This is a genomic window from Geminicoccus sp. (genome assembly GCF_035556675.1).
Lineage (GTDB): Bacteria > Pseudomonadota > Alphaproteobacteria > Geminicoccales > Geminicoccaceae > Geminicoccus.
In genome coordinates this window covers 1-24,809 of record NZ_DATMFZ010000198.1, presented here as the reverse complement: position 1 = coordinate 24,809, position 24,809 = coordinate 1, and the positions used below count along the sequence as shown (strand labels likewise).

Below are 24,809 nucleotides of genomic sequence, written 5' to 3'. Positions count from 1 at the left end.
GCGTTGCCCGGGGCGAACGAGCCGTAGCCGAGCGTCGCATAATAGCGGGCGGCCTTGGCGACACTCGCCTCCAGCTCCTGGCCGAGCTCCGGGGTGATCGCGCGCGCCGCCATGATGTGCTCGCAGCCGATCAGCTCGCCGGTTTCCTCGAAGATGCAGGTGGCACCGGCCTCGACCAGCCGGTCGAAGGCACGGCCCGCCGCCGGGTTGCCGGTGATCCCGCTGGTCCCGTCCGAGCCGCCGCAGACCGTGCCGACCACCAGCTCCTCGACGGCCATCGGCACGGTCGGTGCGGCCGCCAGGAGCCCGGCCTGCTCGGCCACCCAGGCGCGGCCCTCGGCGATCGAGGCGCGCGTCCCGCCGGTGGCCTGGATGGTGAGCGTGCGGACCGGCCGGCCGGAATCACGGACCACCTGCTCCAGCCGGTACTTGTTGAAGCTCTCGCAGCCCAGCGACACTAGCAGCACCGCGCCCACGTTCGGATGGGTGCACAGGGCCTCCATCATCCGCTGGGCATAGGCATTGGGAAAGCAGCCGGGAAAGCCGATCACGTGGACGCCCTGCTCACGCAAGGGCCAGGCGATCTCGCGGCAGACATGGTGGGCGCACTCGACCAGGTAGGCCACCGCGACCGTGTTGCGGATGCCCTTGCGCCCATCCTGGCGCAGCCAGCCGCGCATGGCAGGAGCGGGCGTGCGCGTCTCGGTCATCAGGCGTCTCCGGAGCGGGGCTTGGCGTCGTCCAGCGTATGGGTCGCGGTATAGTTGCTGGCGATGTTGTGGACATGGACATGGGCGCCGAGCGGGATCGGACGGGTGACCCGGCCGATCGCGACACCGTACTTGCGCACCGGCATGCCCGGCTCCAGCTCGTGGCGCGCCACCTTGTGGCCGAGTGCGATGTCGGCGTCGGCCGACACCTCCTGCCCTTCCACCACGATCGGCTCGCCGCGGCGGATCCGGCCGATCGCGACCAGGATGTCGTCCTGAGGGTCGAGCAGCAGCAGTCGTGGATCGCTGGTCATGAGGCCTCCTGATTGGCGGCAGGTGCCGCCACCCGCCCGCCATCGTCAACCGAGAAAATAGAAAATTTTATATTTGACCGGCTCGCCGCCCTTGTGCTGGTTGCCGGGCGCTTGAGCAGGGGCAGGGCAAGGACGTGGAACGACTGACGCTGGCGCGACAGGCCTATGCAGAGATCCAGCGCAGGATCCTGTCGGGCGAACTCGCCGCGGGCCAGCGCCTCCTGCCCGATGCGCTCGCCAATGCGCTCGCGATCAGCCAGACCCCGGTCAAGGAAGCGCTGGCTCTGCTGGAGCGCGACGGGCTGGTCACCGGCGTCGACCGGCGGGCGTCGCTGGTGCGCCGCTTCACCCCGACCGACATCCTGGAGATCTACGAGGCGCGCATCCTGCTGGAGCTGAACGCGCTCGCCACGGGCTTTCATGCCGGCCGGCTCGATGCCGATTTCATCGCTGCCGTCGAGCGGAACCTGGCGGCGCAGGCGGTGCAGTACGGTGTCGGCACCAGGGAAAGCCTCGCCGAGATCATCGCGCTGGACCGCAGCCTGCACGCGATGATCCTGGAGGCCGGCGGGAACAAGGTGCTGGCCGGCTGGCACCACGGCATCCAGCTCCAGCTCCAGACCGCCCAGACCTATTCCATCGCCAATTACGACATCGGGCGCTCGCGCGACGAGCACCAGCGGATCCTGGCGGCCCTGCGCACCGGCAGGCTGGAGCCCATGCAGGCGGCCCTGCGCGACCATCTCGAGGCCAGCCGGGACGATCTGATCCGGCGGCATCCGGACGACCTGCCGCTGCGGCGCCAGCTGGCATGACGACACCCGCAGCCCTCCCCTCCCCTCCAGCCATGGCGGCCCGATGAAAGCCCTCCTGATCGAATCGCTTCGCCGGACCCGGCTCGCGGATGTCCCGGAGACCCAGCCGGGGCCGGGCGAGGTGCTGATCGGGGTGCGCCATGTCGGCCTGTGCGGCAGCGACCTCAACACGTTCGGCGGCCTCAACCCGCTGGTCGAGCTGCCGCGGATCCCCGGCCATGAGATCGGCGGGGTGATCCTCCAGTGCGGCGAGGGCGTGCCCGGGCACCTCAAGGCCGGCGCCGCGGTGACCGTGCTGCCCTACACGAGCTGCGGCCAGTGCTCGTCCTGCCGCAAGGGCCGCACCAATGCCTGCCGCTACAATCGGACGTTGGGGGTGCAGCAGGATGGCGGGCTGAAGGAACGGCTGGTCGTCCCGTACGAGAAGGTGATCCCGGTGGAGGGCATGGCGGAGCGCCATCTCGCCCTGATCGAGCCGCTTTCCGTGGGCTTCCATGCGGTGGAGCGCGGCCGGGTGGCGGCGGGTGACCGGGTGCTGGTGCTGGGTGCCGGCATGATCGGGGTCGGCGCGGTGCTGGGTGCCCTGCGCAAGGGCGCCGAGGTGACCGTGCTGGACATCGCGTCCGACAAGCTGCTCCTGGCACAGGAACTGGGTGCCGCGCACGTGATCGACCCGGGCAAGGAGGATGCCCAAGCCAGGGTGGACGAGCTCACCGGGGGCGACGGCTACGACGTGGTGATCGAGGCGGTGGGCGTGCCCGCGACCTTCGTCCAGGCGGTGGACTTCGCCTGTTTTGCCGGTCGGGTCGTCTATATCGGCTACTGCAAGACCGAGGTCAGCTACCGCACCCAGATCTTCAACCTGAAGGAACTGGACATCATGGGCTCGCGCAATGCGACGATGGCGGACTTCCAGGCGGTGATCGACTGCCTCCGGGCGATGGGCGCCCAGGCCGACCGGCTGATCACCACCACCTTCCCGCTGGCCGAAGCGGACCGGGCGCTGCCCTACTGGGACGAGCACCGCGCCACGACGCTGAAGATCATGGTGGAGCTGCCATGACGACCGTCCCTGTCCCGGGCTTTCCCGGAGCCTTCGGCTTGGCGGGCCGCACCGCGCTGGTGACGGGCGGCGGCTCCGGGATCGGGCTTGCCATCGCGCGCTGCCTGGCCGCGGCCGGGGCGCGGGTGATCATCGCCGGCCGGCGCGCCGACGTGCTGGAGGAAGCGCAGGCGGGAATGGAGGGCGAGGTCCATGCCAGGAAAGTCGACCTCAGCCGGCCGGAGACGCTGCAAGGTTTCGTCGAGGAGCTGAGCGCGGAGTTCGGCACGATCGACATCCTGGTCAACAATGCCGGCAATACCGTCAAGAAGCCGTTCGAGGAATCCACGCTCGCGGATTTCGATGCGGTGTTCGACGTCCATGTCCGCGGCGCGGTGGAGCTCACCCGCCATGTGCTGAAGGGCCAGGTGGCGAAGGGCGACGGCGTGGTCCTGTTCATCGCGTCGATGACCTCGTTCATCGGCCAGCCGCTGGTGCTGGGCTATACCGCCGCCAAGACCGCGATCACCGGGATCGTGCGCGGCCTGTCCGCCGAGTTCGCCGGCCGGGGCGTGCGGATCAACGCGATCGCACCCGGCTGGATCGACACGCCGCTCTACCGCAAGGCCACGGCGAACGATCCCGCGCGCCAGGCCAAGATCCTGGGCCGCATCCAGATGAACCGGCTGGGCACGCCGGAGGACATCGGCTGGACGGCCGTGTTCCTCGCCTCGCCGGCCGCCGCCTACGTCACCGGGCAGACCCTGGTGGTCGATGGCGGCGGCGTGATCGGCTTCTGATTCGAAATCCTACAAGACCAACGGGAAGAGACGTCATGACAAGGCCTGTCGCCACGATGCTCCGCCGCACGGCCCTGCTCGCCACCGCCGCCATCGCGATGCTCGGTGCGGTTGCCGGCAGCGCCCATGCCGATCCGGTCGCCATCAAGGTCGCCTACGAGAACAACCCCGGCGAGCCCGTGGACCAGGTCATGCACTACTGGCAGGACCTGATCGCCGAGCGCAGCAACGGCGAGATCACGCTCGAGCTGTATCCCAGCTCGCAGCTCGGCTCGAAGAAGGATGTGACCGAGCAGGCCATCATGGGCATGAACGTGATCACGATCACGGATGCCGGCTTCCTCGCCGACTACGATCCCGACCTCAGCGTGCTGTTCGGCCCCTTCCTCAGCGACGACCCGGCCAAGATCCTCGAGATCTACGAGAGCGACTGGTTCAAGGAGAAGGCGGAGGGGCTGCGCGAGAAGGGCATCCGGATCGTCCTGCCGAACTATCTCTATGGCGTGCGCCACCTGATCGCGAACAAGCCGGTGCGCACCCCGGCGGACCTGGCGGGCATGAAGATCCGGGTCCCGAACAATACCATGCAGATCAAGGCCTTCGAGGCGATGGGCGCCACCCCCACCCCGATGCCGCTGGGCGAGACCTTCACCGCCCTGTCGCAGGGCGTGATCGAGGGCGTGGAGAACCCGCTCTCGGTGCTCTACGGCCAGCGTTTCCATGAGGAGGCCAAGTATCTGAGCCTGATCGGCTACCTGACCAACGTGGCGGTGTTCGTGGGCGGCGAGGCGTTCTTCTCGACCCTGCCCGAGGAGCAGATGAAGATCATCGAGGAGACCGCCTACGAGGCCGGCCTCCACAGCCAGAAGATCACGGAGCAGGAAGACGCCGCGGTCATCCAGAAGATGAAGGAGGCCGGGGTCGAGGTGATCGAGGTCGACAAGGCGCCGTTCCGCGAAGCGACGCTCACGGTCTACGAGCAGTTCCCGGAATGGTCGGAAGGCCTTTACGAGCAGATCCAGGAGCAGATTCAGTAAGAGATCAGTACCGGACTTCACTGCCAGCCGCCGGCGCACCGACGCCGGCGGCTTTCGTCATCCAAGAGGCCACCGCGCCATGAAGCGTCTTTCGAGCACCGCCGTGTGGATCGCTTCCATCCTGCTGGCGGTTTTGATCGTCCTGTTCAACGCCGCCGTCCTGATGCGCTACGTCTTCCATCAGCCGATCCATTTCACCGAGGAGCTCTCGGCGCTGCTCCTGATCTGGATCGTGATGGTGGGCGCGATCGCGGCCGAATACGAGAATCAGCATCTCTCCATCACCGTCCTGACCGACCTGATGCGCGAGCGACCGCGGCAGATGCTGGGCCTGGTCACCGACATCCTTTCGGTCGTGGTGCTCCTGTTCGTGGCCTGGCTCGGCTGGCGCCTCGCCAACACCGTCCAGTTCAAGATCACCAGCATCCTGCGGATCTCCTGGTTCTGGATCGACCTGGCGGTGCCGGTCGGAGCAGCGGGGGCCGCGGTCATCATGGCGGGCCGGGCGGCCTGCACCTTCAAGCGCCTGCGGATGCGAGACGCCGGATGAGCCTCATCGTCATCTCCCTCATCATGCTCCTGGCCTTCGCCCTGGGCATGCGGCTCTATATCGGCATCCTGATCGCCGTCCTCGCCTACTTCCTGCTGTTCGGCTCGGTGCCACTGGTGATCGCCGTCCAGCGCGTGGTGGGACCGACCGAGAACACCTCGCTGCTCGCGATCCCGTTCTTCATCATGCTCGGCACGCTGATGTCGCATACCGGGATCGCCGAGCGGATGCTGCGGCTGGCGGACCTGCTGGTCGGCCGGATCCGCGGCGGGATGGGGCTGGCGAACATCCTGCTCTCCACCCTGATGGGGGGCATCAGCGCCTCCAACCTGGCCGATGCGGCGATGCTGAGCCGCATGATGGTGCCCGAGATGGAGCGCCAGGGCTATGACCGGGCGTTCGCCAGCGCCGTCACCGCGGCGGGCTCGCTGGTCACCCCGATCATCCCGCCCGGGATCGCGCTCATCATCTACGCGCTGCTCGCCGACGTGTCGGTCGGGCAGATGTTCATGGCCGGCATCCTGCCGGGTCTGATCTGCGCCTTCCTTCTGATGGTCGCGACCTACATCACCGCGGTGCGCCGCGGCTACCGGCCGGCACGGCAGTCCTGGCCGACCGCGAAGGAGGCCGGCTCGACCCTGGTCGCGACCTGGCCGGCGCTGCTCCTGATCGTCGCGATCATCGGCGGCATCCGTGCCAACGTCTTCACCCCCACCGAGGCCGGGGCGGTGGCGATCGTGCTGGTCCTGATCATCGGCTTCGTGATCTACCGCCAGATGCGGCTGGCCGATGTCGGGGCAGCCCTCGCCGAGACCGCCAAGTCCACTGCCTCGATCTTCCTGGTGATCATGGCCAGTTCCGCGCTCGCCTGGATCTTCTCCCTGGAGCAGGCGGGCGTCGGCCTGTCCCAGTTCATCACCGGCCACACCGACAGCCCGTTCGCCTTTTTGATCGTGGTGAACGTCGTCCTGCTGATCGCCGGGATGTTCATGGAGGGCACGGCGCTGATGATCGTGCTGGTGCCGCTGCTGATGCCGACCGTGCGCAGCCTGGGCATCGACCCGATCCATTTCGGCATCGTGATCATCTTCAACCTGTCGATCGGCACCCTGACCCCGCCGGTCGGCACGGTGATGCTCCTGGTCTGCAACATCACGAAGGTCAGCGTGGCCGCCTTCACCAAACAGGCGCTGCTGCTCTATGCGGCGCTGTTCGTCACGCTGGGCCTGCTCACCTACATCCCGCAGATCTCGCTGCTCCTGACCCGCTGAGACGCTCCACCGGCACTGGCAGATCGCCGGTGCCGGTCACGGCGGGGACCGTGCCAGATGTCGCAGGTGCGGCGGGTACCATGCCGGCCCGCGCTGGCCCGCTGGTCAGGTCCAGTCCGGATCCGGGAGACGGGCAGCCGGGCGGTCCATTCACAGTCGCGGGCAACCCGTCAGAAGATCAGGGCAAGCAGGCCAATCACTACCAGCAGACCGATCAGAAAGATTATGCCGATAGTTCCGCCGATGAACTTGAGCATTGAAGTCGTCCTCTGGATCTGACACTGAGGATATGCTCTCGTTTCAACGGCTGTATCGGCCTGCCGGTTCCAGAACAGAAGAGGTCAAGCCCCTTGCGCTGTGCCGACGCGGATTAGGACCACGATCCGGCGTCGCACCCTCCGCCAAGCGCCAAGCCAATGAAGATCCAGCCTCAGGCAGCCTCGCGCATGCGACCGGCGCGCACGCCAGTGCGTGACGAAATGGCGACCATGCAGTGGCAACCTTTGACGACCGAGGCTATATGTTGATGGTGGAGACCACCTTTGGGAAGGAGCTCACGCATGTCGTTGCTGGAGCATGTCGGTAGCTTGCGCGTGAAAAAGTCCCAGATAGAGGACCTCATCGAACAAGAACAGCACCGACCCCTCCCAGACCAGAGTATCCTGACCCGCCTGAAGCGGGAGAAACTCAAAATAAAAGAACAGATCAACAAGCTCGATGCTCACATGAGCACGACCAGCGGGACAGCCCGCGTCCTCCAGTAGTCCTTTCACCGGCTGCGGTTCACGGCCCTCCCGCCGTACAGCGCACGGCATCAGGAAGGCAGTGACTTCTGGCTGGCTCTGGCTGCAGGCGGCAGGCCCTGATGGTACCTGCACCTCGTGGCGCCGCCCCGCCTGCGGTCTTGTGATCTCCCCTCGGCCAGGGACCAAACGCTCCCGGTCGAGCGGTAGCGGGAAGCGCAACATCCATGCGACGATCTTGCGCGCCGCTTAAAAATAGGATCATTCTTCCGCCCGAGATGGTGAATGCCTGACCCCGCTCCTGGCGGCGGGGTCGCATGGCTTCGATAAGGCCACTCGGGGAGGCGAGAGATGACGAGCATGGTGCGCCGTACGGCGCTTGCCGCGGCTGCAGCAATGGCGTTGCTGGTGGGGGCGCAGGGCGCCTACGCGGCTGGACCGGAGATCGTGGAGGGTCCGGGCTATCTGCCCGAATGCTTCGCTCCCTGGAACGCCGACACCAAGTTCTTCCAGTGGGAAAAGAAGGAAGGTCCCTACCGGATCGCCCTGGTCAACGGCTTCGTCGGCAATACCTGGCGAATCCAGATGATCCAGACCGCCAAGGCCTATGCCGAGAGCCCCGGGATCAAGGACAAGATCAAGGAGTTCAAGGTCGTCTCGGTCGGTACCGACGCGGCCGCCCAGCTCGGCGCCATCGAGGACTTCATCAACCAGGGCTTCGACGCGATCGTGACCATCGCGGTGAGCCCGGAAGGCTTCGACCGCGTCATCCGCCTGGCCGACCGCAACGGCGTGGTGATCGTGCCCTTCGACAACACGCTCGACACCGACAAGGTGATGCAGGTCAACGAAGACCAGTATCAGATGGGCAAGATGTCGGGCGAGTTCCTGGTCAAGGAGATGGGCAAGACGTCCGGAAAGGTCCTGGAGGTCCGCGGCGTGCCCGGTAACTCCGTCGACCGTGACCGCCACCAGGGTCTGCACGACGCGCTGAACGCCGCCGGCAAGTTCGAGGTGGTCGAGATCGTCGGCAACTGGGACACCGGCACCTCGCAGAAGGCCACCGCAGACGCGCTGGCGGTGCATGGCCATTTCGACGCCATCTTCACCCAAGGCGGCTCGGACGGCACCGTGCGCGCGCTGATGGATGCCGGCCATCCGTTCGTGCCGATGGCGGGCGAGGGCGAGAACGGCTTCCGCAAGCAGATCGCGCAGTATTCCAAGGAGGGGCTGAAGGGCCTGTCCTACGGCCAGTCGCCGGGTCTGGTGGCGATCTCGACCAAGGCGGCGATCGCGGCGCTGGAAGGCAACACGATGCCCCAGATGATCTCGGTGCCGATCCCTGTGGCCGACTACACCACCCTGAAGGACGGCGAGAACTACTGGTCGGATCTCACCGATGCCTTCTTCACGCCGAACGAGTTCCCGCCCTGTGACGTGAACATCAAGGCGGTCGACATCATGGCGAAGACTGCCGAGAACGTGGAGTGACCTTCCGGCCGTGGCCCTCCTGGCCACGGCCCCTCCCGTTTCCTCATCACTTCACGAGCAGCGCCCGATGACGCCAGACAACTCGCCGTTCCTGGAACTCTCCGGCGTGAGCAAGCGCTATGGCGGCGTCCGTGCGCTGGAAGGCGTCGACTTCGCCTGTCGGCGGGGCTCGATCCATGCCGTGCTGGGCGAGAACGGAGCCGGCAAGTCGACGCTGATCAAGATCATCGCCGGCGTGGTCCAGCCCGACGAGGGCACCATGCGCCTGGCCGGCCAGCCGGTGCGCTTCCGCGACCCGCTCGCAGCGAACGCCGCCGGCGTCGTCTGCATCTTTCAGGAACTGTCGCTGATGCCCGACCTGTCGGTCGCGGACAATATCGGCATTTCCAATCCGCCGCGCACCCGGCTGGGCCTGATCGACCGGCGCGCCCAGCGCCGGCGCACCGAGGAACTCCTGGCAAGAGTCGGCTGCGAGGACGTCAATCCGCTCGAGCAGGTCAAGAACCTGCCCTTGTCGCGCCGGCAGATGGTCGAGATCGCCAAGGCGCTGGGCCGTGGCCCCAGGCTCCTGATCCTGGACGAGGCCACCTCGGCGCTCACCAGCTCCGACGTGCTGAAGGTCTACGACATCCTGAAGAAGCTGCGCGAGGAAGGCCTGAGCCTCCTCTATATCAGCCACCGGATGCACGAGATCGAGGAGCTGGCCGACACCTGCTCGGTGTTCCGCAACGGCCGCCACATCGAGACCTTCCCGGCCGGGACGCACAGCCCCGACGAGATCGTCCAGCTCATGATCGGCCGCGAGATGGCCCATGTCTATCCACCGAAACCTGCGGGTCGGGGGGCTGCACCGCCGGTCCTGGAGGTGCAGGACCTGCGCTGGGGCGACCGCCTGAACGGCGTCTCCCTCAAGGTAGGCAAGGGCGAGATCGTGGGGCTGGGCGGGCTGGACGGCCAGGGCCAGCGCGAGCTGCAGCTGGCCCTGTTCGGGGTGCTGAGCGGCCTGTCCGGACAGGTCCTGGTCGACGGCAGGCCGGTCACGCTGGCCAGCCCGGCCCAGGCCAAGCACCGCTCGATCGGCATGGCGCTCATCCCCGAGGACCGCAAGACCGAAGGGCTGATGCTGCCCATGTCGATCGCGGACAATCTCGGCATGGCGGCGATGGACAGCCTGACCACCGGCGTGTTCGTCGATCCGGCCAAGGAGCGCGCCGCGATCCAGCGCATGGTCGAGAAGCTGAAGATCAAGGTCGGCGATGTCGGCAATCCGGTCGCGACCCTGTCCGGCGGCAACCAGCAGAAGGTGGTGATCGCCAAGTGGCTGCTGACCGAGCCGCGCATCATCCTGCTGAACGACCCCACCCGCGGCATCGACGTCGGCACCAAGCAGGAACTCTACCAGCTCCTGCGCGACCTCGCCGACGCGGGCGCGTCGATCCTGTTCTACACCACCGACTACGACGAGCTGATCGGCTGCTGTGACCGCGTGCTGATCCTCTATGACGGGCGGATCGTCCGCGAGCTGCAGGGCGACGAGATCGACGAGAAGGCGATCGTCGCCGCTTCGCTCAACCTGGGCGCCGATGCCAAGACGGCGCCTGCCAGCCATTCCGGGATCAGCCCGTGAACGATCTCCGCCTGCGCCTTAGCCAGAATCTCGGCCTCCTCCTCGCGATCGGCCTCTTTCTCCTGTTCTGGCTGGTCTATAACGGCCTGCACCCCAAGGGCTTCTCCACGGCGGTGCTGATCCAGAACGCCAACGAGAGCTTCGTGATCGGGGCGGTCGCCATGGCGCAGACCGTGCCGGTCCTGGCCGGTGGCCTGGATCTCTCCGTGGGTGCCGTGATGACCCTGGTCAACTGCCTGGCCAGCGTGCTGGTCAACGGCTCGGGCTGGCAGATGGTGCTGGGCATGGTCGTCTGCCTGGCGGCGGGTGCCCTGGCCGGCTGGGTCAACGGCGTGGTCGTGGTCTATGGCCGGATCCAACCGATCATCGCGACGCTCGCCACTGGTGCGGTCTATATCGGCATCGCCCTGTTCATCCGGCCCACGCCGGGCGGTGATGTCGACGGCGACCTGTCCTGGGCGCTCACCAACGACATCTACGAGTTCTGCGCCACCTACGGCCTGTTCGACGACGGCGAGGCGGCCTGGCTGGCGCCATTCGCCTGGATCCCGATGCCGCTGGCGATCATGCTGCTGGTGATCTTCCTGGTCTGGATCCCGTTCCGCAACTCGGTGACCGGCCGTGGCGTCTATGCGATCGGCTCGTCGGAGGGTGCCGCCTACATGTCCGGCGTGCGCATCGACCGCTGCAAGATCGCGGCCTTCACGCTCGCTGGGTTCTTCGCCGGTCTCGGCGGCCTCTACCTGGCGCTGCAGACCAGTTCCGGCAATGCCGACGTGCCCCAGGCCGGCGCCTACACACTGAACTCGATCGCCGCGGTGGTGATCGGCGGCACCTCGCTGATGGGCGGCTCCGGCGGGGCGATCTGCTCGCTGATCGGTGCGATGGTGATCCGCGCCATCTCGTTCAACTTCCGGATCTTCGACATCGCCCCGCTCCTGCAGCCTCTGTTCGAGGGGATCGTGCTGCTGGGCGCCGTCTCGATCGGCGCCGCCCGGGTATTCCGCGTCAAGAACCGCCTCGAACTACTGGGCTGAACCGACCATGGCCACCGGCTCCCTTCCCAAGCCCGCCTCCGGCTGGTCCCTGTCCCCGGAGGACAAGCCGATCCTGATCGCCGGCGCGTTCATCCTGGTGATCCTGGCGATCGGCACCGCCTACACGCTGGCGACCCAGGGCACGGCCAGCTTCCTGAGCCCGGTCTACCTGCTCCAGCAGCTCCAGGTCGGCGCGTTCCTGGGCATCGTCGCCGCGGGTGCCATGCTGGTGATCCTGCTGGGCCATATCGACCTGTCGATCCCCTGGACGCTGACCGCCGGTGCGATGCTCGGCAGTGCGATCGGCGGTCCTTATGCCATCCCGGTGGGGCTGGCGGTCGGCATGGTGGTGGGCCTGGTGAACGGGCTGGGCGTGGCCTATCTGCGCGTGCCGTCCATGATCTTCACCCTCGGCGTGAACGCGGTGATGCGCGGCTTCATGGTGATGCTCACCGGCGGCTACGCCCCGCAGAGCACCGCCACCCCGCTCATGAGCTACCTCGCCACCGGCCACGTGCTGGGCATCCCGATGCCGCTGATCGTTTGGGCGGTCCTCTCGGTCCTGGTGGTCCTCCTCCTGCAGCGCACCTCGCTCGGCCGCTACATCTACGCGATCGGCAACCGCGAGCGGGCGGCCTACCTGTCCGGCATCAACACCCGCATGGTCATCATCCTGGCCTTCGTCGTGTCCGGCGCCTGCTCCGCGCTGGCAGGCGTCCTGCTCGCCGGCTATTCGTCCAAGGCCTACCAGGGCATGGGCGACCCCTACCTGCTGCCGGCCATCGCCGCCGTGGTGATCGGCGGGACCAACATCCTGGGCGGGCGTGGCCGCTATCTCGGCACGGTGGTCGGCACCATCCTGATCGTGCTGCTGACCTCGGTGCTCTCGGTCATGCAGATGCCGGAAGCCGGGCGGCAGATCATCTACGGCCTGGTGATCATCCTGATGCTGCTGGTCTATGGCCGCCAGCGCGGTGTGATCGCCTGAGGCCCGCCTGCCACAACTTCCGGCAACAACCCGGTATCGGCCTGCAATCGTCCATGCCGCATTCCAGACGGCTGGAAGTTCTGCTCTTGAGATGGCAGGCGGTTTCCAACATCGGGTGAACATGTCCGGCTTTTTCGCGGCCCTGCGCCTTTCGCTGCTGCTGGCAGCAGCTTTGGTCCTGCTGCACATGCCGGCCGCGCGCGCCGACACCGACTGGGGGCTGCGGATCGCCGAGGCCGCGCTCACCAATCGCCAGGGTGCGCCGGTTTCCGGCAGCGCCCGGGCCTGGCAGTACCAGCAGGCCCTCTATCTGTACGGGCTGAAGCTCGTCTACGACCGGACCGGCGACCGCCGCCTGCTGGAGCATGTGAAGCAGTGGGGCTACCGGCATGTCGAGCCGGACGGGCGGATCGTGGCGGCACCAGGCGGGGCGGCGATCGAGCTCGATACGCTGGACAGCCTGATGCCCGGCCTGCTCGTGCTGCAGCTCTGGCAGGCCACTGGCGACCAGCGGTTCCGGCTGGCAGCCGACACCATCCGCCAGCGCCTGCGCGACTGGCCGCGCACCAGCAGCGGTGCCTTCTGGCACCGGGACGCACCGTCCAGCCGGTTCTCGTCCAACGTGATCTGGGCGGACGGCAGCTTCATGTTCACGCCGTTCCTGGTGGAGTACAGCCGGCTGGTGCCGGGCGACGGCCGCACCGGGCTGGACGAGGCCGCGCGCCAGCTCGACGTCTATGGCCGGCATTTGCAGGACCCGGACACCGGGCTGCTCTGGCATGCCTATGACCAGGACCGCGACTTCATGTGGGCGCGGCTGCCCAGGCCGCAGCATGCCCCGGTGATCTGGTGCCGGGCGGTCGGCTGGTACGGGATCAGCCTGGTCACCGTGCTGGACGCCTTGCCCGAGGGCCATGCCTACCGGCCAGCCCTGATGGCGCGACTGGCCAAGCTGGTGGAGGGCTACCGTTCTACCTTCGTGGCCGACCCGGGCGGCTGGCGGCAGGTCATGGCCGGCCCCGCCGTCATCCAGACGGAGAACGGCCCCACCCAGAACTTCGTCGAGACCTCCTGCTCGTCCATGCACGGCTACGTCATTTCCAAGGCGGTGACGCGGCGCTGGCTGCCGCTCGCGGACCATGCGCTGGCGGCGCGTGCCTTGCAGGGCATGATCGACCGGGTCTCCCTGGAGAATGGCCGCGCCAGCCTCGTCGGCGCGGTGCGCGGCACCGGGATCGGCGAGAAGGCGGCCGACTATCTGGACCTGACGCGGGTCGTGGTCGACGATCCGCATGGCCTGGGCGCCTTCCTGCTCCTGCACGAGACGCCCCTGCGCCGTCTGCCGCCGGGCACGGTCCTGGTGCGGCAGGAAGCGGAATCGGGGCTGGCACGCCGGCCGATGAGCCCCTGGCAGTATCCCGGCGCCAGCGGCGGCCGGCTCGTGCTGATGACCGATGCGACGGGTGGGCCTGCCGAAGGACCAGTCGGCCGCGCCCTGGTGCGGGTCGACCTGCCCCGCCCGGGCAACTACCGGCTCTGGGGGCGGTTCCGGGCACCGGACGAGGCCAGCAACGGCTTCTGGCTGCGGGTGGACGGCGGTGACTGGATCTGGTGGCAGGTCGAGCCGCACCGCTCCCGCCTGCGCTGGACGGACCTGTCCCGAGGCAATGGCGAGCCGGTGCTCCTGCCGCTCATGGCCGGATCGCACTTCATCGAGATCGCCCACGGCAAGCCCGGCACGGCCATCGACGCGCTGGTGCTCACCACCGGGCAGATCTACGTGCCGGTCGACGAGGCGACCGCGGAAGCCCGCTGAGCCCGTCTCGCCGCCAGCCCAGAGGTCAGTGCGGCGACCACATGACCCCGCCATCCGCCACCAGCGTATGGCCGGTGACATAGGAGGCCTCGTCGGACAGGAGGAAGGCCGCCACCGCGGCCATCTCCTCGGGCTGGGCGGCCCGGCCGAGCGGCACCTTCTCCTCGAAGCCGGCGAGCACTTCCGAGCCGGGCGTCCAGGTCGGGTTCATCGGCGTGATGACCCCGCCCGGAGCCAGGTTGTTGACCCGCACCCCGCGGCGCCCCTCGGCGAGTGCGAGGGTCCGGGCGACACCGGCCAGCCCCGCCTTGGAGGCGGCATAGCCGATGTCCTCTTCCAGTGGCGTGATCTCGTGGACCGAGGACACGAACACGATCGCCCCCTTTGGTCCGGTGCGGCGACGGAGGAAGGCACGGGCGGTCAGGTAGGCGCCGCGCAGGTTGACGCCTTGGACCGCGTCCCAGTCGGCCATGGGGTAGGCGGAAGGATCGTTGATCCGCTTGGTCGCGGCGTTGGCCACCAGCAGTTCCAGCCCGCCGAACCCGGCCAGCACGGCATCGAATGCCCGTTCCAGGGCCGCCTCGTCGGCCACGTCGGCGTCCAGCGCCAGATGTGACCCATCTGCCGGACGCATCGCCTGGAGCAGCGTGGCCGCCGCGTCCGCTTGGCCATGGTGGACCACTGCGACCCGCACCCCTTCCTCGGCCAGCCGCAGGGCAGTCGCCCGCCCGATCCCGGTGGCCGCTCCGGTCACGACCGCCCGTTTGCCCGAAAGTCCCCGCACGCCCTCGCCTCCTGCACGCCGCCGGCCTACACCAGCCGGCCGGCGGGCAGATGGCGGATGGGACGGTGCGGGATCAAGCCGATTGGTTCGAACGGGCGACGCCGTTCCTGTTCCTGCTCCTGTGGAGCGGCGGCTATGTCGCGGGCCGGCTCGGCATCGTCGACAGCACGCCGATCACCCTGGTCGCGATCCGCTTCGTCCTGGCCGCCGGCCTGTTCGTGCTGATCGCCCGGCTGATGGGTGCGCGCTGGCCGCGCCCGGCCCAGATGGGCTGGATCGCGCTGGTGGGCCTCCTGAACCAGGGCCTCTACTTCACCTTCGCCTATCTGGCGTTCGACGAGGGGATCGGGGCGGGCACCGCGGCGCTGATCAGCGCGCTGCAACCGGTCATCACCGCCTGCGTGGCGCTGCCGCTCCTGGGCGAGCGGGTCCGGCTGCATCAGTGGCTGGGGCTGGTGCTGGGCTTTGCCGGGGTGACCCTGGTGATCTGGAACAAGCTGGAGCTGGGCCTGGGCACGGCCGCCGGCGTGGCCTGGGCGGCGGCCAGCGTCCTGTCGATCACCGTCGGCACGCTCGTGCAGAAGCGGTTCTGCCCGGTGTTCAACCTGTGGACCGGCGGAGCGGTCCAGTATCTGGCGGCAGCCGCCTTCACCATCGCGGCCGTCCTCGTCACCGAGACGCCGAGCGTGAACCCGACCGTCAGCTTCGTCCTGGTCATGGCCTATCTGGTGATCGGCAACTCGGTGATCGCGGTCAGCCTGATGAACCTGATGATCCGCAAGGGCGAGGCGGCCAGGGTTACCAGCCTGCTCTACCTGGTGCCGGGCGGGGCGGCAGCGCTGGCTTGGCTGATCCTGGGCGAGACCTTCTCACCGCTGGCGCTGGCCGGGCTCGCCATCGCCGCCTTCGGCGTATGGCTGGTCATGGGCCAGCGGGGCCGTCGGACGCTGGTGCCGCCTGGTCAGCCCAGGAGGTCCTGATGCTCCCGATGGCGCCGCAGCCAAGCGGCGGCATAGGAGCAGAATGGCCTCAGCTTCAGCCCGTCCCGGCGCGCGATCTTCGTCAGTTCCTCCATGAGCCGGCCGGCGGCGCCCTTGCCCCGCAGGGCCGGATCGGCCTCGACATGGGTGATGACGAGCATGCCGTCCCGGCGGCGGTAGTCGGCGAAGACCAGCTTGCCGTCCTCCTCCAGCTCGAACCGGCCCCTGGCCGCGGCATCCTGAAACGTCGTGCCCATGGATGATTGAAGCGATGGCAGGACCCTGCGGTTCCCCGAGGGGTTGGCGCGTCGCGCGATCAGGAGCATTCTAACGTCCGGGAGCAATAACCGAATCTTTTCCGGTGATGATAATGAATCACATGATTCTCGTGTTCGACTTTCCATTCGATGGCCCCTGGGGGGACGAGATGGCGGCCGCTTCGCAAGGACTTGCGGAGGACATCTCGACCGAGCAGGGCCTGGTATGGAAGATCTGGACCGAGAATCGGCTGACCAAGCGCATAGGCGGCGTCCATCTGTTCAATGACCGGGATGCCGCACTGCGTTTCCGGGACAAGCATCTGGCCAGGCTGAAATCACTGGGCTTGAAGGACATCTTCGCCCAGGTCTACGAGGTCAACGAGCCACTGTCGCAGATCACCCGGGCGCCCATCTGATCGTCCAGGCCGTGCCGGCGCGGTGACGGGACCAACCATCCAGCTACACCACCGACCTTCATGCCCTCTCCCTTGTTGTCGGCGGCCCTGCAGGGGCTGGCGCTCGGCTTCGCTCTGATCGTCGCGATCGGCGCCCAGAACGCCTATGTGTTGCGCTGCGGCTTGGCGCGCCGTCACGTCCTGCCGGTGGTCCTCCTCTGCGCCTGTTCCGATGCCGTGCTGATCGCTGCCGGCTGCCTCGGCCTCGGCACGCTGATCGGCGGCTCGCCGGGCCTCCTGCGGCTGGTGGCGGCCGGGGGTACCGCCTTCCTCGCCTGGTATGGCGTCCAGGCACTGCGCCGCAGCCTGGCACCCGGCACGCTCGACGCCGCGGCCGCCGTCCCGGCTTCGCAAGCCGCGGCCCTGGCCGCCGCGGCCGCCTTCACCTGGCTGAACCCGCATGTCTTCCTGGACACGGTGGTCCTGGTCGGCGGGATTTCCGCCCAGTTCCAGGGCATGGACCGGCTGTCGTTCGCCGTGGGTGCCGCAGCCGCGTCCTTCATCTGGTTCGTGCTGCTGGGCTTTGGCGCCAGGGTCCTCACGCCTTTGTTCGCGCGCCCGGCCGCCTGGCGCATCCTCGACTTCCTGATCGCGCTGATCATGTTCGCGATCGCCTCGCCGCTCGCCCTGCAGGCCTGGCAGGGCTAGGGTCCCCGCCATGACGATCACGATCCGCGACCTGTGCGCGGCCGACCGCGAGCTGATGGTGCGCTGGACCATCGACTTCTTCGCCGACCTCAAGTCCGGCGGCGATCCGTATTTCGAGGGCGCGGTCCTGCGCCCCGAGACGGTCGCGCGCGACCTGATCCTGCCGTTCCCGGGCGACCGGCTGGGGGTGATGGCGCTGCGTGACTCGATTCCGGCGGGCTATCTGTCCGCTCGGCTGGACCGGCCCTTCGTCCACGAATCGCCGATCCACCTGGTGGGCCATGTCGGCCATGTCTATGTGGCGCCCGCCCACCGGCGCCACGGCGTGGCGCGCGCCCTGCTGGCCCATGCCGAGGCCTGGTTCCGGGCGCGCGAGGTCACCTGGATGCAGCTCTCCTGGCAGCCCGGCAACCTTCTGGCCGACCAGGCCTGGCGCGCCAGCGGCTTCGAACCCTACCGGATCTACGGCCGCCGGCGCATCGGGAACTGACCACGGGCACTCAGGCCCCGGCGTCGGCCCGTGCCTCCACCGCCAGCCGCGCGATCTCGAGCAGGCCGGGAGCGGTCCAGGCCGAGCGGCCGACGAACAGCCCGTCCACCTCGGGCACGACCGCCAGCGCCCTGGCATTCTGCGGATTGACGCTGCCGCCATAGAGTACGGGCGGCTCGATGCCGACCAGATCGACGATCGCCTGCTTGATCGCCTGGTGGATCGGCTGGGCGTCCTCCGGCGTGGCCGGGACGCCCCCTTCGCCGATCGCCCAGACCGGCTCGTAGGCCAGCCACACGCGCGCCGCCTCGGCATGGGTCAGGCCGGCCAGCGCCATGCGCGCCTGGCGGACATTGGTCGCGACGGCCGCCCCCAGCCGCTTCTCGTCCGCAGTCTCGCCCACGCAGACCAGCGGGGTCAGGCCATGGTCCAGGGCAGCGCGCACCTTGCGGTTCACGTCCAGGTCGGTCTCGGCGAAATGGGCGCGGCGCTCGGAATGGCCGAGAGCCACCAGGCTGGCGCCGGCATCCGCGACCATGGTCATCGAGATCTCGCCGGTCCAGGCGCCCTTCTCGGCCCAATGCGCGTTCTGCGCACCCACCCTGACACCGGAGCCCGCCAGCAGCCGGACGACCTCGGCGAGTGCGGTGGCCGGCGGCAGCACGAACAGGTCGATCTCCTCCGGCCGCTCGGCCGCCGCCAGCGTGCCGGCATAGTCACGCGCCATCGCCAGCGTATGGTTCATCTTCCAGCCGGTGCCGACCCTGAACTTGCCGATCACGGTTGCTCTCTCCTGCGCTTCAACTGCGCGCGTATTGACACGGAATGTCGCAGAGCGCACCCTGCGGTTACGAACGTACGGGCATCGAACGAATGTTCAGCGGGGAGGCCAGCCGGCCGCCGGGAGGCGAGAACAGCCTCGCGACGCGGGCCGCATGGCTGTCATTCATCGGCGGACTGACCCAGGACGAGATCGCCTCGCGCCTGTCGATGAGCCGTGTGAAGGTGAACCGGCTGATCGCCCAGGCGCATCGCGAGGGCCTGATCCGGGTGTTCATCGAGGGCACGCCGCAGGAATGCGTGACCCTGGAGGACCGGCTCTGCCGCAAGTTCGGGCTGAGCGGCTGCTTCGTGGCGCCGATGCTGGGCGAGGACGAGCGGCCGCTGCCGGTCGAGACGCTGGCCGTGGCGGGTGCCCGCGTCCTGCACAATGCGCTGGAGACCGGGCAGGCCCGCCTCATCGGCGTGGGCCACGGTCGCACCCTGGCGGCGATGGCCGACCGCCTGCCGCGCCAGCAGCGGGACGGGGTGCGGTTCGTGTCGCTGCTGGGCTCGCTCACCCGCAATGCCGCGGCCAATCCGTTCGACGTGATCCACCGCCTGTGCGAGCGCACCGGGGCGGAATCCTACTTCCTGCCCGTCCCGTTCTTCGCCGACAACGGCGAGGACAAGGCGGTGCTGATGGCGCAGCGCAGCGTGCGTCATGCACTGGACCTCGGCCGCCAGGCCGACCTGGTGATCGCCGGGCTGGGCGAGGTCGCCAGCGGCTCGTTCCTGGTCAGGACCGGCATGATCACCGCCGAGGAGCTGGACGAGCTGCGCCGCCTGGGCGCGGTCGGCGAGATCCTGGGCCGGTTCTTCGACGCGAACGGCCGGCTGGTGGATGCCGAGATCAATGCGCGCGCGATCGCCATCGATCTGGCCGACCTGCAGGGCAAGGAAGTCGTGATCCTGGCCGGCGGCAGGAGCAAGCCGCAGGCGATCCGCGCGATCCTGTCCACCGGCCTGGTCACCCGCCTTGTCACCGACGAGGCGACGGCGCATGCCGTCATCGAGGCGGCGCCGCAGAGCAACTGAGTTTTCCTTGGCAGTCGACCTATTGTTCAAAGGGAGGTCTTCAAAATGACGACGAAGCAAAAGGATACCATCGATCGCTTCCTGAAAGGCGGCATGAGCCGCCGCGAGATGATCGAGCGCCTGGGGCGCATGGGCCTGGGTGCCGCCGCGGGCGCTTATGTCCTGAACCAGGGCATGACCGAGGCGCTGGCCCAGGAGTTCAATTGGAAGGCGCACGAGGGCAAGACGATCAACCTCCTGCTCAACAAGCATCCCTATGCGGATGCGATGATCGCCAACCTGGAGAACTTCAAGTCGCTCACCGGCATGAACGTCACCTACGACGTGTTCCCGGAGGACGTGTATTTCGACAAGGTCGCGGCTGCCCTGTCCTCGCGCAGCAGCCAGTACGACGCCTTCATGACCGGCGCCTACCAGGTCTGGCAGTACGGCCCGGCCGGCTGGGTCGAGGACCTGAACGAGTACATCAGCGACAGCGACCAGACCGCGCCCAACTATAACTGGGACGACATGCTGGAGGGCATCCGCAAGTCGACCGCCTGGTCGGGCGTGCCGGGTGCGGAGCTGGGTGGCGAGGACTCCAAGCAGTGGGCGCTGCCCTGGGGCTTCGAGCTGAACTCGATCGCCTACAACCGGCGGATCTTCGACCAGCTCAAGGTCGAGCCGGCCAAGGACCTGCCGGAACTGGTCGAGCTGGCCAAGAAGATCACGGACTCGGACGCCGGCGTGTATGGCATCGGCGTGCGCGGCAGCCGCTCCTGGGCCACCATCCATCCGGGCTATCTCTCGGCCTTCGCCAACTATGGCGCCAAGGACCTGACGGTCCAGGACGGCATGCTCAAGGCGGCGATGAACTCGCCCGAGGCCAAGGAGATGACCGCGCTCTGGGTGAAGATGATCCAGGAGAGCGGGCCGAAGAACTGGGCGACCTACACCTGGTATCAGGTCGGCACCGACCTGGGTGCCGGCGCCTCGGCGATGATCTACGACGCCGACATCCTCGGCTACTTCATGAACGGCGGCGACAACAAGGAAGCCGGCAACCTCGCTTATTCCGCGTTCACGCCCAAGCCCGGCGCTGCGGCCCCCACGCCGAACGTCTGGATCTGGTCGCTCGCGATGAGCACGTTCGGCGGTCAGAAGGACGCCACCTGGTACTTCATGCAGTGGGCGTCCGGCACCGACCATGCCCTGTTCGGCGCGCGCAAGATGGACTTCGTGAACCCGGTCCGTCAGAGCGTGTGGAAGGACGAGGAGTTCCGCTCGCGGATCGCCAAGTCCTATCCGGGCTATATCGAGCAGTTTGAGGCGTCCAGCCCCGGCTCGAAGATCTACTTCACCCCGCAGCCGCTGTTCCAGACCGTGACCACGGACTGGGCTGCCGCCCTGCAGAAGATGGTCGCCAACGAGATCCCGGTCGACGAGGGCCTGGACGAGCTGGCCACCAACATCGACCGGCAGCTCAAGGCCGCCGGCCTCGGCTGATCCGCTCTTCTTGACGATCCAGGATCGGCCCCGCCCCGGTACACCCGTGGCGGGGCCGATCCCGCCTTCACTGGACATCTGGCCATGGCCGCCACGACTGCAACCCAGCCGACCGCAAGCCCGAGGAAGAGCCGCCTCGGGCCCGCCCTCCTGCCCTATCTGCTGTCGCTGCCGGCCCTGATCGTCTGCATCGGGATCATCATCCCGTTCTTCACCGCGGTCTGGTACAGCCTGCAGCGCTACAACCTGAACCTGCCCTATCTGCGCGGGTTCGTCTGGTTCCAGCAATATATCGACCTCTTCAGCGACCCGTCCTTCTGGCACACGGTCCAGGTCTCGCTGCTCTACACGGCCCTCACCGTGATCCTGGAGCTGCTGCTGGGGCTGGGCATCGCGCTTTTGCTGCGCCGGCCGTCCACGCTGCACAACATCATGAGCATCGCCCTGCTGTTGCCGCTGATGGTGGCGCCCGCGATCGCCTCGCTCATGTGGAAGCTGATGACCCATCCGGACTTCGGCATCCTGAGCTGGCTGATCCAGCAGGTGGGCGTGACCAATTTCCGCTGGGCGGCGGCACCCTCCTCGGCCCTGTTCACCGTGCTGCTGGTCGACATCTGGGTCTACACGCCGTTCATGATGATCCTGCTGCTCGCAGGCTTGCGCGGCCTGCCCAAGCAGCCCTTCGAAGCGGCGGAGCTGGACGGGGTGCCGGCGAGCTTCGTGTTCTTCCGCATCACCCTGCCGATGCTCACCCCCTACATCATCACCGCGGCCCTGTTCCGGATGCTCGACAGCATCCAGCAGTTCGACATCATCTATGCGATGACCCAGGGCGGCCCTGGCGACACGCTGATGGTGTTCCAGGTCATGGCGTACCTGGACTTCTTCCAGAACTTCAACGTGGGCCGCTCGGCCGCCGTGCTGATGGTGCTCTGGGCGATCGCCTACATCCTCTCCAACGTCTTCATCAAACACTGGCTGCGCCTGCGTGAGCGCGCCCGCGGAGCGGCGTGACATGGACCGTAGCAACCCCGTCACCAAGATCCTGCGCGGCCTGGCGCTGCTGGCCGTGGGACTGTTCTTCCTGTTCCCGCTGTTCTGGGTGGCGCTGATGTCCTTCCAGACCAACGAGCAGATCCTGCGCATCCCGCCGTCCATCGTGTTCGAGCCGACGCTCTCCAACTACTGGGCGCTGATCTCCGGCCGCCTGGTCAGCACGGCGGGCGTGCTCGAGATCAAGTTCATGGGCAATCTGTGGAACAGCGTGTTCCTGTCCACGACCTCGGTGGCCCTGGCGCTGATCCTGGGCGTGCCGGCGGCCTACGCGTTCGCGCGGTTCCGCTTCCGCCTGAGCGAGGACATCGCGTTCACGCTCCTGTCCTTCCGCTTCGCCCCGCCGCTCTTGGTCCTGCTGCCGCTCAGCCTGTACTTCCAGGACATCGGGCTCACCGACACCTATGTCGGCCTGATCTGGGTCTACCAGCTGATCGCCCTGCCGCTGATCCTGTGGATCGTGCGCGGCTATTTCGAGGACATCAGCCCGGACATCGAGCACGCCTACCGGATCGACGGGCATAGCTGGTGGAAGACCTTCACCAGGATCGCCCTGCCGCTGGCCAGGCCGGGTATCGCGGCGGCAGCACTGCTGTCCTTCATCTTCTGCTGGAACAACTTCATCTTCGCGCTGATCCTGGCGTCCGCCGGCAAGCAGCCGGTGACGGTGGGTGCGCTTGCCTTCGTCACTGCTTCGGGCATCCAGTACGGCCAGATCGCCGCGGCGGTGATCCTGTCGATCCTGCCGACCCTCCTTTTGGCACTCTACGCGCAGCGCTACCTCGTCGAGGGTCTGTCGCTCGGCGCGGTGAAGGGCTGACGTCATGGCGTTCCTCGACCTCGACCGGCTCTCGCTCGCCTTCAAGAAGGAGCAGGTGCTCAAAGAGGCATCGCTCCAGGTGGAACGCGGCGAGACCGTAGTGGTATTCGGGCCGTCCGGCGGCGGCAAGACCGTGCTCCTGCGCCTGGTCTCGGGCGTGATGCAGCCGGACAGCGGCGACGTGCGGCTGAACGGCCACTCGATCCTGGGCCAGGGCCCCGAGGAGCGCGGCGTGGGCATGGCGTTCCAGAACTTCGCCCTCTACCCGCACATGCCGGCCTTCGAGAACATCGCGAGCCCGCTGCGCGCCCGCAGGCTGGCCGACAGCGAGATCGAGAGGCGCGTGCACGAGACCGCGCGCCTGCTCAAGATCGACCATGTGCTCAAGCACTTCCCCAGGGAGCTGAGCAACGGCCAGAAGCAGCGCACGGCTCTCGGGCGCGCCCTGATCGCCGGGCCGGAAGTGCTGCTGCTGGACGACCCGCTGCGCAATGTCGACGCCAAGCTGCGCTACGAGATGCGCATCGAGCTGCCGCGGCTGCTCAAGAGCTTCGGCGGCTCGGTCCTCTACGTGACCCAGGACTACAAGGAGGCGATGGCGCTGGGCGACCGGGTGGCGGTCCTGCTGGACGGCCGCTTCCTGCAGATCGACCGGCCGGCCGAGATCTACAAGAACCCGGCCGACGTGCGGATCGCCCGGCTGTTCGGCGACCCCACCATCAATCTCTATCCGGTGCAGCCCCGGCCCGCCGGCAATGGCGTCGAGATCGAGCTGTTCGGCAGCAGGATCACCCTGCCGGGCAGCCATGGCCATCTGCAGGGCAAGGAATGCCTGATGGGCCTCCGGCCGGAGCACATCCATGTCCATACCGAGCCGGTGGACGGCGGCCTGCCCATGGAGCTGGATGCGGTGACGCCCTTGAACGTGCGCACCGTCCTGTTCCTCAGGACGCAGGACAATCGCGAGCTGCTCGCCACCTGCTCGGAGCACGAGCAGGGCAATTTCGGGCGCGGCCACCGCGCGGTCCATGCGCGGATCGACTTCGAGCGCGCGCTGTTCTTCGAGCCCGCCTCCGGCATTCGTCTTCCGGCCGCGGCGTGAGAGCATCATGGCAGAACTGAACCTCACCGCCGTCGACAAGATCTACCAGAGCCGGGGTAAGCCGCCGGTTCATGCGGTCCAGTCGGTCGACATGGCGATCGGCGATGGCGAGATCGTGGGCCTCCTGGGCTCGTCGGGCTGCGGCAAGACCTCGACGCTGCGCATGATCGCGGGCTTCGAGGACGTCAGCCGCGGCGAGATCCGGCTGGGCAGCCGGGTGCTCAACGATCTGGCGCCGGCCGAGCGCGGCGTGGCGATGGCGTTCGAGGGCTATGCGCTCTACCCGCCACTGACCGTGCGCGACAATGTCGGCTTCGCGCTCCTGCGCGCCCGCACGCCCAGGGCGGAGATCGAGCGGCGCGTGGCCGAGATCGCGTCGCTGCTCGAGATCGGCGACATCCTGGACCGCTATCCGCCCACCATCTCGGCCGGCCAGCAGCAGCGCACCTCGCTGGCAAGGGCATTGATCCGCCGGGCGGACCTGTCCCTGCTGGACGAGCCCATGTCGCAGCTCGAGCCGCAGCTGCGCGCCATCCTGCGCGCGCGGATCAAGGACTTCCTCATCGAGCACAAGATGACGACCGTGTTCGTCACCCACGACCAGACCGAGGCGCTGGCGCTGGCCGACCGGATC

At 67.8% G+C, this 24,809-nt stretch carries 27 protein-coding genes; 22 read left to right on the top strand and 5 right to left on the bottom strand.

The features are described from left to right. The coding region (locus tag VNS22_RS14465; protein WP_325733583.1) for a UxaA family hydrolase at positions 1–710 on the bottom strand (710 nt) is incomplete at its 3' end. Beyond that, positions 710–1,024: a UxaA family hydrolase gene (locus VNS22_RS14460; protein WP_325733582.1), complete on the bottom strand. Its 315-nt coding sequence runs from the start codon at positions 1,022–1,024 to the stop codon at positions 710–712. The genes VNS22_RS14465 and VNS22_RS14460, both read right to left, overlap by 1 nt. A 134-nt stretch (positions 1,025–1,158) precedes the next feature. Here VNS22_RS14460 and VNS22_RS14455 point away from each other — a divergent pair, with 134 nt between their 5' ends. The 12 genes from VNS22_RS14455 to VNS22_RS14400 all read left to right on the top strand — a co-directional run bounded on the left by VNS22_RS14455 (position 1,159) and on the right by VNS22_RS14400 (position 14,241). After that, complete coding sequence (locus VNS22_RS14455; protein WP_325733581.1) at positions 1,159–1,839, top strand: GntR family transcriptional regulator; 681 nt, start codon at positions 1,159–1,161, stop codon at positions 1,837–1,839. 43 nt (positions 1,840–1,882) lie between these two features. Then, positions 1,883–2,902, top strand: a complete 1,020-nt coding sequence (locus VNS22_RS14450; protein ID WP_325733580.1) for a zinc-binding alcohol dehydrogenase family protein — start codon at positions 1,883–1,885, stop codon at positions 2,900–2,902. After that, the gene (locus VNS22_RS14445) at positions 2,899–3,681 is read left to right on the top strand and encodes a glucose 1-dehydrogenase (protein WP_325733578.1); all 783 of its coding nucleotides are present in this window, start codon (positions 2,899–2,901) and stop codon (positions 3,679–3,681) included. Before VNS22_RS14450 ends, VNS22_RS14445 begins: the two co-directional genes overlap by 4 nt. A gap of 56 nt (positions 3,682–3,737) precedes the next feature. Further along, positions 3,738–4,718, top strand: a complete 981-nt coding sequence (locus VNS22_RS14440; RefSeq protein ID WP_349261792.1) for a C4-dicarboxylate TRAP transporter substrate-binding protein — start codon at positions 3,738–3,740, stop codon at positions 4,716–4,718. A 79-nt stretch (positions 4,719–4,797) separates the two neighbouring features. Then, positions 4,798–5,268 carry a TRAP transporter small permease gene (locus tag VNS22_RS14435; protein ID WP_325733574.1) on the top strand — a complete coding sequence of 157 codons (471 nt, stop codon included), beginning with the start codon at positions 4,798–4,800 and terminating at the stop codon, positions 5,266–5,268. Beyond that, entirely contained in the window at positions 5,265–6,539 is a 1,275-nt protein-coding gene (locus VNS22_RS14430) for a TRAP transporter large permease (RefSeq protein WP_325733572.1), read from the top strand. The genes VNS22_RS14435 and VNS22_RS14430 overlap by 4 nt, the downstream gene beginning before the upstream one ends. Before the next feature lie 560 nt (positions 6,540–7,099). Further along, a complete protein-coding gene (locus VNS22_RS14425) occupies positions 7,100–7,303 on the top strand; it encodes a YdcH family protein (protein WP_325733570.1) in 204 nt (67 codons plus the stop codon). Positions 7,304–7,633: 330 nt separating this feature from the next. After that, on the top strand, positions 7,634–8,773 hold the full coding sequence (locus VNS22_RS14420) for a sugar ABC transporter substrate-binding protein (RefSeq protein WP_325733569.1): 1,140 nt from the start codon (positions 7,634–7,636) through the stop codon (positions 8,771–8,773). Between the two features lie 67 nt (positions 8,774–8,840). After that, positions 8,841–10,400 carry a sugar ABC transporter ATP-binding protein gene (locus VNS22_RS14415; RefSeq protein WP_325733567.1) on the top strand — a complete coding sequence of 520 codons (1,560 nt, stop codon included), beginning with the start codon at positions 8,841–8,843 and terminating at the stop codon, positions 10,398–10,400. Beyond that, positions 10,397–11,437, top strand: coding sequence for an ABC transporter permease (locus VNS22_RS14410; protein WP_325733565.1), 1,041 nt, complete (start codon positions 10,397–10,399; stop codon positions 11,435–11,437). Before VNS22_RS14415 ends, VNS22_RS14410 begins: the two co-directional genes overlap by 4 nt. A 7-nt stretch (positions 11,438–11,444) precedes the next feature. Then, on the top strand, positions 11,445–12,425 hold the full coding sequence (locus tag VNS22_RS14405; protein WP_325733563.1) for an ABC transporter permease: 981 nt from the start codon (positions 11,445–11,447) through the stop codon (positions 12,423–12,425). 121 nt (positions 12,426–12,546) lie between these two features. Beyond that, on the top strand, positions 12,547–14,241 hold the full coding sequence (locus tag VNS22_RS14400) for a glycoside hydrolase family 88/105 protein (RefSeq protein ID WP_325733561.1): 1,695 nt from the start codon (positions 12,547–12,549) through the stop codon (positions 14,239–14,241). A gap of 25 nt (positions 14,242–14,266) precedes the next feature. Here VNS22_RS14400 and VNS22_RS14395 read toward each other — a convergent pair whose 3' ends face one another. Then, entirely contained in the window at positions 14,267–15,025 is a 759-nt protein-coding gene (locus tag VNS22_RS14395) for an SDR family NAD(P)-dependent oxidoreductase (RefSeq protein WP_325733559.1), read from the bottom strand. Between the two features lie 65 nt (positions 15,026–15,090). Here VNS22_RS14395 and VNS22_RS14390 point away from each other — a divergent pair, with 65 nt between their 5' ends. Continuing rightward, positions 15,091–16,005, top strand: a complete 915-nt coding sequence (locus VNS22_RS14390) for a DMT family transporter (protein WP_325733557.1) — start codon at positions 15,091–15,093, stop codon at positions 16,003–16,005. On the opposite strand, the gene VNS22_RS14385 is transcribed toward VNS22_RS14390, so the two are convergent. Beyond that, positions 15,987–16,262, bottom strand: a complete 276-nt coding sequence (locus VNS22_RS14385) for a GNAT family N-acetyltransferase (RefSeq protein ID WP_325733555.1) — start codon at positions 16,260–16,262, stop codon at positions 15,987–15,989. The two genes, VNS22_RS14390 and VNS22_RS14385, sit on opposite strands and share 19 nt — an antisense overlap. Before the next feature lie 113 nt (positions 16,263–16,375). Here VNS22_RS14385 and VNS22_RS14380 point away from each other — a divergent pair, with 113 nt between their 5' ends. The 3 genes from VNS22_RS14380 to VNS22_RS14370 are packed head-to-tail and all read left to right on the top strand — an operon-like array spanning position 16,376 to position 17,858. Then, positions 16,376–16,681: a monooxygenase gene (locus tag VNS22_RS14380; RefSeq protein ID WP_325733553.1), complete on the top strand. Its 306-nt coding sequence runs from the start codon at positions 16,376–16,378 to the stop codon at positions 16,679–16,681. Positions 16,682–16,741: 60 nt separating this feature from the next. After that, entirely contained in the window at positions 16,742–17,368 is a 627-nt protein-coding gene (locus VNS22_RS14375) for a LysE/ArgO family amino acid transporter (RefSeq protein WP_325733551.1), read from the top strand. A 10-nt stretch (positions 17,369–17,378) separates the two neighbouring features. After that, complete coding sequence (locus VNS22_RS14370) at positions 17,379–17,858, top strand: GNAT family N-acetyltransferase (RefSeq protein ID WP_325733549.1); 480 nt, start codon at positions 17,379–17,381, stop codon at positions 17,856–17,858. 10 nt (positions 17,859–17,868) lie between these two features. Here the strand turns inward: VNS22_RS14370 and VNS22_RS14365 are convergent, their stop codons facing one another. Beyond that, positions 17,869–18,636 carry a triose-phosphate isomerase gene (locus VNS22_RS14365; RefSeq protein WP_349261790.1) on the bottom strand — a complete coding sequence of 256 codons (768 nt, stop codon included), beginning with the start codon at positions 18,634–18,636 and terminating at the stop codon, positions 17,869–17,871. A gap of 95 nt (positions 18,637–18,731) precedes the next feature. On the opposite strand from VNS22_RS14365, the gene VNS22_RS14360 reads away from it, so the two are divergent. The 6 genes from VNS22_RS14360 to VNS22_RS14335 all read left to right on the top strand — a co-directional run. Next, the gene (locus VNS22_RS14360; protein WP_325733543.1) at positions 18,732–19,715 is read left to right on the top strand and encodes a sugar-binding transcriptional regulator; all 984 of its coding nucleotides are present in this window, start codon (positions 18,732–18,734) and stop codon (positions 19,713–19,715) included. 45 nt (positions 19,716–19,760) lie between these two features. Beyond that, entirely contained in the window at positions 19,761–21,200 is a 1,440-nt protein-coding gene (locus VNS22_RS14355) for an extracellular solute-binding protein (RefSeq protein WP_325733541.1), read from the top strand. Positions 21,201–21,284: 84 nt separating this feature from the next. Then, positions 21,285–22,214 (top strand): sugar ABC transporter permease, encoded by a 930-nt coding sequence (locus VNS22_RS14350; RefSeq protein WP_325733539.1) that lies wholly within the window; start codon positions 21,285–21,287, stop codon positions 22,212–22,214. A gap of 1 nt (position 22,215) precedes the next feature. Continuing rightward, on the top strand, positions 22,216–23,073 hold the full coding sequence (locus VNS22_RS14345; RefSeq protein WP_159711679.1) for a carbohydrate ABC transporter permease: 858 nt from the start codon (positions 22,216–22,218) through the stop codon (positions 23,071–23,073). 4 nt (positions 23,074–23,077) lie between these two features. Beyond that, positions 23,078–24,175, top strand: coding sequence for an ABC transporter ATP-binding protein (locus tag VNS22_RS14340; RefSeq protein WP_325733535.1), 1,098 nt, complete (start codon positions 23,078–23,080; stop codon positions 24,173–24,175). A gap of 7 nt (positions 24,176–24,182) precedes the next feature. Next, the coding region (locus VNS22_RS14335) for an ABC transporter ATP-binding protein (protein ID WP_325733533.1) at positions 24,183–24,809 on the top strand (627 nt) is incomplete at its 3' end.